This window comes from Pseudomonas sp. LJDD11, from assembly GCF_024584215.1.
Taxonomy (GTDB): Bacteria; Pseudomonadota; Gammaproteobacteria; order Pseudomonadales; family Pseudomonadaceae; genus Aquipseudomonas.
The window spans coordinates 87,055-100,138 of record NZ_JANJFL010000020.1; the positions used below are offsets into that span (position 1 = coordinate 87,055).

Consider the following 13,084-nt stretch of genomic DNA (forward strand, 5'->3'; position numbering starts at 1 on the left):
CCTCTACCGTAGCGGCCTTCGTTTTCTGTTACGGATTTGCCATGCATCTGGCCCGCACACGCGTTCTCTTTCTCATGGCGTTCATTGCATGCGCATTGTCCCTGGGGGCGGCGCTCTGGCTGCAGCATGGCTTTAACCTCGAGCCATGCCTGCTCTGCCGCTGGCAACGGGTCTTGCTGGCGCTTGCCGGTCTGATCTGCCTGGCAGCCGCTTTACACGGCCCTTCGGTGCGCGGCTGGCGCCGTTATGCGGGGGGCCTTCTGCTTGCGGCTGTTGCGGGGGCTGGTGTGGCCGGGGCTCAGGTCTGGTTGCAGACCTCATCGCCCGAACAATTTCTGGCGGTCACCAATGCGCTGGAGCGTAGCTTCGATAATCTGGCGCTGGATGCCTGGGGTGACCTGCTGCAAGGCGAATCACGCTTGTGCGCCGAGATCAACTGGTCACTGTTCGGCATCAGCCTGCCGGAGTGGAGTCTTTTGTGTTTTGCAGGGCTGATGCTATTGGCACTGTATCCCTTGTCAGGCCAGATAGGCCGCAGGATCCGGGGCATTGGTCAGGATCAGGATCAAACACTTGTATGAACTTTCTCGTTTTCTTGACTTGATGGGCTTATCCTGCGGGCATAATCTGGCTCGCAAGCGTCGAGAAACTCGGCTCTCATGACGCCGTCAGGCTCGGTTCACCTGGCCTGTTTCGTGCCTTGAGGCCGCTACAGGACCGCATGCCCTTAAGGGAAGAGAGAACATCATGCTGGAAAGCTGCGAGAGTGCTCAGGAGCGTTGGGGTGGGGTCAACCTGCTGATTGATCGTTGGCTCCTCGAACGTCATGAACTGATCCGGGCCTATGATGCCCTTGGCGGTTCTCCGCAATCGCTTGGCGAGCGCAAGGCAAAGCAACGCTTCTGCCAGTTGCTGGTCGACTATGTCTCTGCCGGTCACTTCGAAGTCTATGAACAACTCAGCGATGAAGCCCGGGCGTTTAACGACGAGCGGGGTCTTGAGTTGGCCGACACACTGTTCCCGCGTCTGGAGGTCATCACCCAGTTTGCTCTGGCGTTCAATGATCGCTGCGACAAGAATGAATCTTCAGATTGCGCCACTGAGTTCAAGAAACTTGGCGGGCTGCTGCACGAGCGCTTCGAACTCGAAGACTGCCTGATCGAGGTGCTGCACAACTCGCACAAGGAAGAGGCCAGCGCTGAAGCCTGAGCGTTTAAAAGAGTTTTCAGAGCGTTGTGAAAAAGGGTGCTTCGGCACCCTTTTTCGTTCAGTGCGAAACAGCCAGTAACTCGATTTCGAACACCAGCGGCGTGAACGGGTCAATCAGGTCACCTGCGCCTTCGGCGCCATAGGCCTGTGCCGATGGAATCACCAGACGCCATTTGGCTCCGACCGGCATGCCTTGCAGGGCGGTGGTCCAGCCGCTGATCACGCTGTCGAGGCGGAACCACTGGGGCTGGCTGCTTTGATCGAACACCGTGCCGTCTGGCAGACGCCCGGTGTAACGCACCTCGACCCGGCCATTGGGGTCGGGTCGAGGGCCGCTGCCGGCGACCAGTTCGCTCATGAGGATTCCGTCAGCCAGAACCTTGACGCCCGGCTTGGCTTTTTCCGCGTCCATGAAACGCCGCTCCGCAGCCAGTGCGGCTTCGGTCTGCGAATCGGTGCCGGCGGCTTCGGCCTGGGTCATGGCCGCATCGTGGTCGGCGAGGATCTTGTCGATGCGTGCTTGTTTGAGTGCCAGCGGCTTGCCCTGATAGGACTGCTTCAAACCCTCGACCAACGCATCCAGATCAAGGTCCGGGACCTCCTGGCGCATCCGTTCACCCAGGCTGGCGCCCAGGCTGTAGGCCAGATCACGGGTATCGCTGGACGCCGGGGGCTCACTGGCCTGGGCCAGTTGCACAACCAGAACCAACGACATTAACAGGTAGCGCGACATGGCTGCTCTCCGGCCAGTAATGAAAAAGCCTGAAGATTATGCCAGTGCTGGCGGGCTGGATGAGCAACCTGTAGAGGTGAAATTTTTCAGACAGGCCATGAACTTGCACAATCTTGCGGGTGATGATGCAACAGCGGGCTTGCAATGCTGTCAAGATGCGCTAGCGGCGCTTCGGGCAGAGGGCTAGTATGGGCCGCAATTTCGTCAGCCAGGAGGTAAATCATGTCGGCCAAAAAGAAGCCAGTAAATACCCCATTGCATTTGCTCCAACAACTGTCGAGCAGCTTGCTCGAGCATCTGGAAGACGCCTGCACTCAAGCTCAGGCCGATGCCGAGAAACTGCTCGCCAAGCTGGAAAAACAACGGGTCAAGGCCCAGGAAAAACTGCACAAGTCGCGCACCCGCATTCAAGACGCTGCTGCCTCCGGAAAAACCAAGGCTCAGGCCAAAGCCAAGACCGCTGTCGAAGAACTTGAAACGCTGCTCGACACCCTCAAAGATCGTCAGACCGAGACGCGCAACTACATTCAGCAACTCAAGCGTGATGTGCAGGAAAGCCTCAAGCTGGCCCAAGGCGTGGGCCGCGTAGGCGAAGCTGTCAGTAAAGTGTTGAGCTCGCGCGAAGCCAAGCCGGCTGCCAAATCTGCCGCTGCCAAGGCGCCAGCGAAAACCGCAGCTGCCAAACCTGCTGCCGCCAAGCCAGCTGCCAAACCCGCTGCTGCCAAGGCGTCAGCCGCAGCCAAGCCCGCTGCCAGCAAGGCACCAGCCGCCAAACCTGCTGCTGCCAAAGCACCAGCCAAGGCCGCCGCCGCTAAACCAGCCGCCGCCAAGCCTGCTGCCGCCAAGGCCCCGGCCAAACCAGCCGCCGCCAAGCCTGTTGCCGCCAAGGCCCCGGCCAAACCAGCCGCTGCCAAGCCCGCTGCCGCCAAGGCCCCGGCCAAACCAGCCGCCGCCAAGCCTGCTGCTGCCAAGGCCCCGGCCAAACCAGCCGCTGCCAAGCCTGCTGCTGCCAAGGCCCCAGCCAAACCAGCCGCCGCCAAACCTGAAGCCGCCCCGGCTGCAACTGCAAGCACGTCGGCACCTGCTGCGCCAGCCGCCCCGGCTACAGCGCCAGCAGTTGCCAACAGCGTCAACCCGAGCAGCGCTTCCTAAGCTGCTTGCCGGCGTCACTGGCCGCGTCGCACAGCACTTGCAGTGCGTCGCGGTCCAGCCCCGCCACTTCTGGGGCCAGCGTCTTGAGCCATAGTCCGGTCTCGTTTGCCTGCTCTTCAGGCCATTGCAGAACCAGGGCCTGCAAGCGTTGCAACAGAGCCTGTTCGGCATCCAGCTCCAGTTTCTTGAGCTGATTGCGCAGCGTCGCCAACCCCGCATCTGCTTTTGCGTTGCTACGCCATTGAATGCGTAGCGCACGCAGTGGAGTGACCACGTCTGCCTGCCAAGGCCGGGCCAGCGCGCTGATTGCTTCGACCCGCGCCGGATGGCAAGCCACCCCGCGCGCGCCCAGCCAGACTCCGCATAGCAGCATGCACACATCCGCGCCCTGGTCCTGCAGGCGCAGGCAGGCCTGCTCGATACCGGGTCGGGCATAGAAATCGAGGGTGAAACTCCATAGATCCGCAGGCATAGTGGTCCACCTGTCCGGGACGAAGCTGGTAGACTCCGCCGCCATCATGATTCGAATTGAAAACCTCACCTTACAGCGTGGTCCGCAGCGTCTGCTAGAAGATGCTGAATTGACCTTGCACGCCGGCCAGAAAGCCGGCCTCATCGGTGCCAACGGCGCCGGCAAATCCAGCCTGTTCGCGTTGCTGCGCGGCGAGCTGCATCCGGACTCCGGTGACTGCCGCCTGCCCGCCGACTGGGGGATTGCGCACATGCGCCAGGAAGTCGATACCCTCGAACGTCTGGCTGTGGACTATGTGCTCGATGGCGACGTGCATTTGCGCGATGTCCAGCGTCAGTTGGCTGAAGCTGAAACGGCCCACGATGGCACCGCTCTGGCGCGCCTGCACGCCGAACTCGACAGCGCCGATGGCTACACCGCCGATGCCCGGGCGCGCAAGCTGCTGGCCGGCCTTGGCTTCAGCAATGAGCAAATGGAGCGTCAGGTCGGCAGTTTCTCCGGTGGCTGGCGGATGCGCCTGAACCTGGCCCAGGCGCTGATGTGCCCTTCCGACCTGCTGTTACTCGACGAGCCGACCAACCACCTAGACCTCGACGCGATCCTCTGGCTCGAAGACTGGCTCAAGGGTTATCCGGGCACCCTGTTGCTGATTTCCCACGACCGCGACTTTCTCGATGCCGTGGTCGATCATGTGGCGCATGTCGAGCAGCGCAAGATCATTCTCTACCGCGGTGGCTACAGTGCCTTCGAGCGCGCCCGTGCCGAGCGTCTGGCCCAGCAGCAACAGGCCTACGAAAAGCAGCAGGCGCAGCGCGCGCACATGGAAAAGTACATCGCCCGCTTCAAGGCCCAGGCCACCAAGGCCCGCCAGGCGCAGAGCCGGATCAAGGCCCTGGAGCGCATGGAAGAGCTGTCGGCGGCCCACGTCGACTCACCGTTCAACTTCACTTTCCGCGAGTCGGAGAAGATCTCCAGCCCGCTGCTGGACCTGTCTGATGCCCGTCTGGGTTATGGCGACAAGACCATCCTGGAGAAGGTCAAGCTGCAACTGACCCCAGGCGCGCGCATCGGCCTGCTCGGCCCCAACGGGGCAGGCAAGTCGACCCTGATCAAGAACCTGTCCGGTGAGCTGCAACCGTTGGCCGGGCGCTTGCAACGCGGTGAAAACCTCTCGGTGGGCTACTTTGCCCAGCATCAGCTCGACTCGCTGGACGCCAAAGCCAACCCCTTGTTGCACCTGCAGCGTCTGGCGCCCACTGAACGCGAGCAGACCCTGCGCGACTTCCTCGGCGGTTTCGACTTCCGTGGCGCGCGCCTCGATGAACCGGTGGTGAATTTCTCCGGTGGCGAAAAGGCCCGCCTGGCCCTGGCCCTGATTGCCTGGGAAAAGCCCAACCTGCTGCTGCTCGACGAACCGACCAACCACCTTGACCTGGAAATGCGCCTGGCGCTGACCATGGCCTTGCAGGAGTTCAGCGGTGCGGTGCTGGTGGTGTCTCACGACCGGCATTTGCTCAAGAGCACCACCGACAACTTCATGCTGGTGGCCGACGGCCGGGTCGAGGAGTTTGATGGCGACCTGGACGACTACACCCGCTGGCTGGCCGACTATCGTCAGCGCAACGCGCCGGTCAGCAACACCCCGGTCAATGCCGACAAGACCGACAAAAAGGCCCAGCGCCAGCAGGCCGCGGCCTTGCGTCAGCAACTGGCGCCGCACAAGAAACAGGCTGAAAAGCTTGAGCGTGAACTGGGTGAGGTGCAGGAAAAACTCGCCAGAATCGAGCACGGTCTGGCTGACAGCGCCATCTACGAAGCCGCCAGCAAGGACAAACTGCGTGAGCTGTTGTCTGAACAGGCCAGGCTGAAAACCCGTGAGGGTGAGCTCGAAGAGGGCTGGATGGAGGCACTGGAGGTGCTGGAAACCATGCAGGCCGAGCTCGAAGCGTTGTCGTAAAGGTGCAAAGGTTGATGGACGTATTAGGCGTGACACTGGCGGCCCACTGGATCGAACCGATCTGGCTGGGTGTGCAAGTGCTGTTGATCCTGCTGGCGGGTTACCTGATCCAGCGTGTGGTAGGACGTTTTCTGACCCGCCTGGGCGAGCGTTACCCGTTGCCACCAGAGCTGTTGATGCCGGTGCGTGGCGGTTTGCGCTGGTTCATCATGGGCAGCGCCTTCGTCATCGTGCTGGGCCGCCTGGGCGTCTCGGCCACGGTGTTGTGGACGGCCCTGTCAGGCTTCGTGGCGGTGGCCGCGGTGGCGTTCTTTGCCATGTGGAGTGTGCTGTCGAACCTCTTGTGCGCGGTGATGATCTTCACCATCGGGCCGTTTCGCATCGGTGATGTGGTGGAACTGGTCGATACGCTCGACAAACCCGGGGTCAAAGGCCGGGTCACGGCCATCAACCTGATGTTCACCACCTTGATCGAGCTGCCCGAGCAGGGCGGTGCGCTGGTGCAGGTGCCCAACAGCCAGTTCTTCCAGAAGGCCGTGCGGCGCTGGCGCGGCACTGATGTGATTCCCCAGATCCTTGCCGACAAGCCGGCCAGCGAAGGCAAGTAACAGCCTGGTAAAACGTCAGTCGGCCGCTGCATGGCGGCCAGACCTGCAAAGCATTGGTCGCTCAAGCCTGTGCCTGCCTAGAGTCGTAGCCCTCTGTTTCTGCTTCGAGAGGGCTACCCATGCAGTCTGCGCTGACTCAGCGTCATCTTTTTCCCGAGACCGTGCGCCTCGGCCCGTTGCTGGGCGGGCGAATCGACGGCATTCAGTTGCATGACCTGGATGACGCGCAACTGGCGCAGCTTGAGGCCGAGCTGGTCCGGCACAAGGTGCTGTTCTTCCCCGAGCAGCAATGGACTGCCCTGCAGCAACGTGATTTCGCTGCGCGGCTGGGCGAGTTGCATGTACATCCCACCTTTCAGGCGCACGCCGATACCCAGGAAATGGTGGTCTTCAACTACGACGAAACCCGCAAGGGCGCCAACGACACCTGGCATGCTGACGTAACCTTCGCCGAGCGGCCGCTCAAGTACGGTGTGCTGCATGCCGAAACGATTCCCGAGGTCGGTGGCGATACCCTGTGGGTCGACGCGGAGGCGGCCTATCAGGCGCTGTCCGCGCCGCTGCGGGCGCTGCTCGACGGTCTGGAGGCGGTGCACAGCGTGTTCCCGGCGCTGGACTACGTCAATCGGCTCGAACAGCCCGGTCTGCTCGACAACCTGCTTAAACTGCCGGACCCCACCCGTCACCCGGTGGTGCGTCGGCATCCGGTGTCGGGACGGCCGTCGCTGTTCGTCAACCGGGCCTTTACCGCACACATCGTCGGCCTGACACCTGCCGAGTCCAAAGCGTTGCTGGAGTTGTTGTTCCTGCATCTGGAAAACCCGGCATTCCAGTTGCGCTGGCGCTGGCAGGCCGGTTATGTGGCGATCTGGGATAATCGCAGCACCCAGCACCTGGCAGTATCCGATTACTTTCCGGCGATTCGCCGGGTACGCCGCGCTGCAGTGCTGGAAGAACAACGCCCGACACCCGCTCACCCTGACAAGGAAACCGCCCAATGACTGTATTCTCGCGAGCCTTGAGTGCCACACTGCTGGCGCTGACAGTCTGGCTTGGGATCGGCAGCGCCCAGGCTGAAACCGCCCCGCAGGTCATCCGCATCGGGGTGCCTGACCTCAGTACCCGCAACAAGCCTTATGCGCCCGGTGCGCTGGGCGTGGCTCAGCGTCAGCAGCAACTGGAAAAGGCTTTTGCCGAGAGCGGTACACGGGTCGAGTGGCATTTCTTCCGGGGCGCGGGCCCGGCGATCAACGAAGCCTTGGCCAACGGTCAACTGGACGTGGTCGGCCTGGGTGACCTGGCGGCAATCATCGGCCGCTCGAGCGGCTTGCAGACCCGGGTGCTGATGGGCTCGCGGGGCACCAACATGTTCCTTGCCAGCCGTCCTGAGGGGGCTATTCACAAAGTCGAAGACCTCAAGGGCAAGCGTGTGGCGGTGTACCGTGGGACCGCCGACCAGCTGTCGTTCGGCCGGCTGTTGGCGGGTGCCGGATTGCGTGAGCAGGATGTGAAGGTCATCAGCCTGGACTGGACCGCCGCAGCCTCGGCGCTGCTGGCCGGGCAGATTGATGCCACCTGGTCGAACTACAACGTGCTGACCCTGCGTGACAGGGGCATGAGCATCGCCCTGAGTACCCAGACCCTGTCATTGCAGGCCACCACCCAAGGCACCTTGCTGGCGACCCAGGCGTTCATTGATCAGTACCCGCAGGCCGTGCAGAAGCTGGTCGACACATTGGTGGACAACTCCGCCAGCCTGATCGACCCGGCCAGCTACGAGCAGTACCTGGTGGCGCAGGAGCAGGCCAGCGGCATCCCGGTTGCCCTGGCCAGGGAAGAGAGCAAGGGCATGGACCTGCGTTTTCGTTTCTCGCCGCGCCTGGACCCGTTCCTGAGTTCAAGCCTGCAGGAGAGCCAGCGCCAGGCCAGCGAGCTGCGCCTGATTCGCAAGCCGTTCGATGTCGAACAATGGCTGGAACCGCGTTTCGTCGAGCAGGCGGTCAGCCGCCATGGGGCATCAGCCTGGCCGCTTTACGATGCACAGGGCAAAGCGTTGCCGTGAGGCTGCGCGCGGGCCGGCTCGTCGATCTGCTCCAGGGTCTCGATCATGCTGCGTGCTTGCGGGCTCAGTAACTGGTCGGCGCGTTGCACAATCACAAAGCAGGCGCCGCCATCACGCAGCAGGGCGGGCTCGTCGCAGCAGCGCAGGCGCTGGAATTCACCGCTGCGGGTCAGGCTGTCAATGACTTCGAGCTGCAATACGCCGATGCTGTCCGAACCGGCCATCAGGGTCGGTAGCAGGTCATTATGCTGGGTCTCCAGATTCAGTGCCGGCCCGCGCTCGCTCCAGTGTTCCTGCAGCAGTCCGCGCAGTTCCAGCGGCAGCATGGCGCTGACTCGTGGGTAATCCATCAATTGCCGGAAATGGGGCTTTGCCTGTTGTAGCAACGGGTGGCCGCTGCGACAGACCAGACCAAAGCGGCGAAAGCGCAGCGGTTTGACCAGATAGCGGGTGCCAATGTCCATGTGCCGCAGATCGGCGACCAGAAAGCTGATCTCGCCTTCATCGAGCAGCTCCAGCAGTTCCGAAGGCTTGCCAACCCGCACGTCCAGCGCGGTATGCGCAAAATCCCCGACGAAGACGGCCAGCGCCTCAGGCACCAGGCGCGCCGCGACCAGCGGCCCGACGCCAAAGCTGAGGCGGCTGCTGGTGGCGCTCGGTTGCTCGGCGGCCATCTCGTCGCGCAGGTTACTGGCTTCATCGAGCAAGCGGCTGGCGCGCACCCGCAGCGCTTCGCCCTTGGCGGTCAGCAGCACGCCACGGCTGCCGCGCTCGACCAATGGCCCGCCGAGTTCGCTTTCCAGGCCCTGAATGCTGCGGCTGAACGCCGATTGAGTGATGCAGGCGGCTTCGGCGGCACGGGTGAAGTTCAAGTGCCTGGCCAAGGCCAGGAAATGCCGGAGTTGGCGTAAATCCATGGGTCAGACCTTTGAGTCATGCCTGTGATGCGATTAATGAATTTCCCGCTGCCGATGCCGATTGCTACAAAGGCTCTGCATTATCCGGTTCTAACCGTCAGTGCCAAAAGACCAAAAACGAATAACCTTAGCCGCGTCCGGGCCACACGCTCCGCCACCACCACCACTGGAGGTTTCGCCGACGCACTGCACGAGCCTTCGCCATGAAACCGCCCTTTTCGTTACTCCCCCTTGCTGCTCTGAGTTTGTTACCGCTGGTTTGCCAGGCCGACGCTGACGTCTCCAGCCCGCCGCGTGAGGCCCAGGCCGACACTGCGCTCAAGACCGTGACCGTTACGGCCACCCGCCGTGAAGCGAGCCTGCAGAAAGTACCGGTTGCCGTGTCGGTGATCGACGGCGAGCAACTGGAGCGGGAGAACCGCAACGGTGTCGCCAGCATCGCCCAGCGGGTGCCGACCCTGAATTTTCGGACCGCAGCATCGAGCAAGGACACCTCATTGTTCGTGCGCGGGGTCGGTACGATCTCGACCTCGCCGGGCGTCGAGCCGAGTGTTTCGACGGTGATCGACGGTGTGGTCTATGGGCGTCCAGGCCAGGCCACCCTGGATTTGATGGAAGTCGAGCGGGTCGAGGTGCTGCGCGGGCCGCAGGGCACGCTATTCGGCCGTAATGCTTCGGCTGGCGTGCTCAACGTGGTCAGTCGTGATATCCCGGAGCAGGCTCGTGGTTACGCGGATTACTCATTCTTCGGCAAGGGCAACGAGCAGCGCCTGCGGTTCGGCATCGGCGGCGCGCTGACTGACAACCTCAAAGGCTCGCTCAGCACCCTGTGGGGCGACTACGACGGCAATGTGCGCAACACCTTCAACGGCAACAAGGTCAACGGTTACGACACCAAGGGCCTGCGCGGCAAGCTGCAGTTCGACCCCAACGAAGACCTGCGCATTACCCTGATCGGTGATTACAGCGAATCAGGCAACACCAGCCCCAATGGTGTGCCGTATAAAACCAACGCCGCGTTTTCCAGCGCCTTTGCGCCGAACCGGGCCGGCACCAGCAACCGTGATGTGGAAAACGACTACCGCACCTATGCCGAAGATACCCACAAAGGACTGTCGGCCCAGGCCGACTGGCGCCTGGGCGGGCATACCCTGACCTCGATCACCGCCTGGCGCGGCTGGGATAACCAGCAGTATCAGGATCAGGACCGGCTGGCCGGTCTGCCGGTGGATGCCTTGCACGATGCCGGCCAGGTCGATTACGACCAGTTCAGCCAGGAAGTACGGCTGGCGTCCCCTACCGGGCAGTTTTTTGAGTATGTGGTGGGCGCTTACCTGTATCACGGCGAATCGAAAGAAGCTTATCAGCGCCAACTGGTAACGCTCGGCGATGCCCAGTCGGCGCGTGGCAAGTTCAGCGCCACCAACGACAGCTATGCGCTGTTCGGTGAAAGCACGCTGAACTTCACCGATGACTGGCGCGGCATCGTCGGCCTGCGCTTTACCCGCGATGAACTGGAATACGATCACCAGCGGGTTTCGAGCTCGCCGCTGACCCTGCGCTCGATGCGCCCGTCCTTTGCCTCCAGCGGCTCGCACAGCGATACCGGGGTGTCGGGCCGGCTGGGCCTGCAACACGACTTCAATGACCACCTGACCGGCTACGTGACCTATTCGCGGGGCTACAAAGGCCCGGCGTACAACGTGTATTTCCAGATGTATGAGCTGGACACTCAGGCACTGGACCCGGAAACCTCCAACAGTTGGGAAGTCGGTCTCAAAAGCACGGCGCTGGACCAGCGACTGACCGCCAACCTGGCGCTGTTCCGTAGCGATTACGACAACTATCAGGCCAACTTCTTCGATCAGGTCGGCGGCTCGCCGGTGACCCGCCTGATCAACGCAGGTTCCGTGCGCAGCGAAGGTGCCGAGCTGGACCTGAGCCTGCAGGCCACCCGGCAACTCAAACTCAGTGCCGCGCTGGCCTACACCCGCGCACGGGTCGAGGATTTTCAATGCCCACCGGGCGCGGCCGCCAGTTGCAACATCAATGGCAAGCCGCTGCCGTTTTCCCCGGACTGGAAAAGCTACGTGCGCGCCGACTACAGCATTCCGTTGGAAAACGGCCTGGATATCGAGCTGAGCACCGATTACAGCTGGCAGAGCGAAGTGCAGTACAGCCTCGACCAGAACGTCGACACCAAACAGGGCGCCTACGGTATCTGGAATGCCAGTGTGGCCCTGGCCGATTACAGCGAAGGCTGGCGGGTCGCGTTGCTGGCGCGCAACCTCACCGACCGCTCCTATGCACCGCTGCTGATGTCCAGCACCAACGGCATCAATCGCATGGTGCCGCGTGATGACCAGCGCTATTTCGGCGTGCAATTGCGCAAGGACTTCTGATGAGTCGGCCCAATTTCGTGGTGATCGTTGCCGACCAGTTGCGGGTCGATTGCCTGCCCGGCTTCAACCCCGCCAGCCCGGTGCGCACGCCGCATCTGGAGCGTCTGGCGGCGGGCGGGGTGCGCTTTGGCGAGGCGTTTACCCAGCACAGTGTGTGCTCGCCGTCGCGGGTGTCATTTCTGTCCGGGCGTTACCCGCACGTGAATGGCCATCGCTTTTTGCAATACCTGCTCGACCCGCAGCAGCCCAACTTTCTGCGCTGCTTCAAAGACAACGGTTATCACGTGGTCCATGCCGGTGCCCGAGGCGATACCTTCGCCGCCGGTGCCGCCGAGCTGGCGCTGGATGAGCACGGGTTTGCCGACCCGGCGCTCACGACCCTCGCGGACTTCATCGGCCGTAATCATGGTCAGGCCGACGACCTGATGGCGCGTGCGCACTATCGCGGCGAGCGCGCCGAGGGCGTGGTCGACTTTGACGAGGCGACCATCAGCACCGCTGAACAATGGCTCAGGCAGCCGCCGGACAAACCCTGGGTGCTTTACATCCCGCTGGTGTTCCCGCATCCGCCGTTTGCCGTCGAGCAACCCTGGTTCTCGATGTACCCGCGTGCGGATGTGCAGGCACCGCGTGAATTCACGGGACCACGCGCCGGTTACTACCGCGAACTGGCTCGCCGGCATGGCTGGGACCGGTTGAGCGATGAGCAGTGGCGCGAGATCCGCGCGGTGTATTACGGCATGATCTCGCGGCTGGACAGCCAGGTCGGGCGCTTGCTCGACGGCCTGCAAGCCAATGGCAGTGCAGGCAACACCTACGTCACCTTCTTTGCCGACCATGGCGAATACCTGGGCGACTTCGGCCTGCTGGAAAAATGGCCGGCCGGCGTCGATGAGTGTCTGGTGCGTACCCCGTTGATTGTCTCCGGGCCGGGGCTGGCCGGTGGCGGGCACAGTGATGCGCTGGTAGAGCTGATCGACGTATTCCCGACCTTGCTGGAGCTGGCCGACGCGCCTGTGGAGCATGCGCATTTCGGCCGCAGCTTCACCGCCTGCCTGTATGACCCGACGGCGCAGCATCGCGACGAAGCGTTCAGCGAGGGCGGCTTTCGCCTCGAAGAAGCCGACCTGCTGGAGCGCGGGCCGTTTCCTTACGACATCAAGAGCCAGTTGCAACACGAACGCACTGACCTGGTGGGCAAGGTCGTCGCCCTGCGCAACCGTGAATGGACCTACATCTGGCGCCTGTACGAACCCGCCGAGCTGTATCACCGTTCCAGCGACCCTCATGAGCAGCACAACCTGGCCGGGCGCACCGAGCATGCTGCGGTCGAGCAGCACCTGACCCAGCGGGTGCTGCGCTGGTTGCTGGACAGCGCCGATGTGATTGATCGCCGCAGTTGGGAGCGTTTTCCGGCGGTGGATTTGCCCCGACCGGCCATGCCTCGATAAACATCTGGGTATCTCAAAAAACGTAGGCGAGGCAGCCAGCGCAAGGCGAAAACCGGCGAAAAAGCGCAGTTTACAAGTTGTAAATGAGCATTTTGAGCCGGTTTTCAACGCAGCGATGGCA

12 protein-coding genes are annotated in these 13,084 nt (G+C 62.5%); 9 read left to right on the forward strand and 3 right to left on the reverse strand.

What is annotated here, in order from left to right:
- Nucleotides 1-41 precede the first annotated feature (41 nt).
- Nucleotides 42-581, forward strand: coding sequence for a disulfide bond formation protein B (locus NRB16_RS20750; protein ID WP_257106833.1), 540 nt, complete (start codon nucleotides 42-44; stop codon nucleotides 579-581).
- 166 nt (nucleotides 582-747) lie between these two features.
- Nucleotides 748-1,209, forward strand: a complete 462-nt coding sequence (locus NRB16_RS20755; protein WP_045484844.1) for an Rsd/AlgQ family anti-sigma factor — start codon at nucleotides 748-750, stop codon at nucleotides 1,207-1,209.
- Between the two features lie 58 nt (nucleotides 1,210-1,267).
- On the opposite strand, the gene NRB16_RS20760 is transcribed toward NRB16_RS20755, so the two are convergent.
- Complete coding sequence (locus NRB16_RS20760) at nucleotides 1,268-1,942, reverse strand: FKBP-type peptidyl-prolyl cis-trans isomerase (RefSeq protein ID WP_253114146.1); 675 nt, start codon at nucleotides 1,940-1,942, stop codon at nucleotides 1,268-1,270.
- Nucleotides 1,943-2,164: 222 nt separating this feature from the next.
- On the opposite strand from NRB16_RS20760, the gene NRB16_RS20765 reads away from it, so the two are divergent.
- Complete coding sequence (locus NRB16_RS20765; RefSeq protein ID WP_257106834.1) at nucleotides 2,165-3,094, forward strand: AlgP family protein; 930 nt, start codon at nucleotides 2,165-2,167, stop codon at nucleotides 3,092-3,094.
- Here NRB16_RS20765 and NRB16_RS20770 read toward each other — a convergent pair.
- Nucleotides 3,072-3,566 (reverse strand): TIGR02444 family protein, encoded by a 495-nt coding sequence (locus tag NRB16_RS20770; protein ID WP_045484840.1) that lies wholly within the window; start codon nucleotides 3,564-3,566, stop codon nucleotides 3,072-3,074. The two genes, NRB16_RS20765 and NRB16_RS20770, sit on opposite strands and share 23 nt — an antisense overlap.
- A gap of 46 nt (nucleotides 3,567-3,612) precedes the next feature.
- On the opposite strand from NRB16_RS20770, the gene NRB16_RS20775 reads away from it, so the two are divergent.
- From NRB16_RS20775 to NRB16_RS20790, 4 genes are all read left to right on the forward strand, one after another.
- Nucleotides 3,613-5,523 carry an ATP-binding cassette domain-containing protein gene (locus NRB16_RS20775; protein WP_257106835.1) on the forward strand — a complete coding sequence of 637 codons (1,911 nt, stop codon included), beginning with the start codon at nucleotides 3,613-3,615 and terminating at the stop codon, nucleotides 5,521-5,523.
- Between the two features lie 14 nt (nucleotides 5,524-5,537).
- Nucleotides 5,538-6,131 carry a mechanosensitive ion channel family protein gene (locus tag NRB16_RS20780; RefSeq protein WP_253139917.1) on the forward strand — a complete coding sequence of 198 codons (594 nt, stop codon included), beginning with the start codon at nucleotides 5,538-5,540 and terminating at the stop codon, nucleotides 6,129-6,131.
- A gap of 119 nt (nucleotides 6,132-6,250) precedes the next feature.
- A complete protein-coding gene (locus NRB16_RS20785) occupies nucleotides 6,251-7,132 on the forward strand; it encodes a TauD/TfdA family dioxygenase (protein WP_257106837.1) in 882 nt (293 codons plus the stop codon).
- Nucleotides 7,129-8,193 carry an ABC transporter substrate-binding protein gene (locus NRB16_RS20790; protein ID WP_257106838.1) on the forward strand — a complete coding sequence of 355 codons (1,065 nt, stop codon included), beginning with the start codon at nucleotides 7,129-7,131 and terminating at the stop codon, nucleotides 8,191-8,193. The genes NRB16_RS20785 and NRB16_RS20790 overlap by 4 nt, the downstream gene beginning before the upstream one ends.
- On the opposite strand, the gene NRB16_RS20795 is transcribed toward NRB16_RS20790, so the two are convergent.
- Entirely contained in the window at nucleotides 8,163-9,110 is a 948-nt protein-coding gene (locus NRB16_RS20795; RefSeq protein WP_257106839.1) for a LysR family transcriptional regulator, read from the reverse strand. The genes NRB16_RS20790 and NRB16_RS20795 overlap by 31 nt on opposite strands.
- A 203-nt stretch (nucleotides 9,111-9,313) precedes the next feature.
- On the opposite strand from NRB16_RS20795, the gene NRB16_RS20800 reads away from it, so the two are divergent.
- Together NRB16_RS20800 and NRB16_RS20805 are read left to right on the forward strand one after the other, a co-directional pair.
- Complete coding sequence (locus tag NRB16_RS20800; protein ID WP_257106840.1) at nucleotides 9,314-11,512, forward strand: TonB-dependent receptor; 2,199 nt, start codon at nucleotides 9,314-9,316, stop codon at nucleotides 11,510-11,512.
- Nucleotides 11,512-12,963 carry a sulfatase-like hydrolase/transferase gene (locus NRB16_RS20805; protein ID WP_045484831.1) on the forward strand — a complete coding sequence of 484 codons (1,452 nt, stop codon included), beginning with the start codon at nucleotides 11,512-11,514 and terminating at the stop codon, nucleotides 12,961-12,963. The genes NRB16_RS20800 and NRB16_RS20805 overlap by 1 nt, the downstream gene beginning before the upstream one ends.
- Nucleotides 12,964-13,084: the final 121 nt, after the last annotated feature.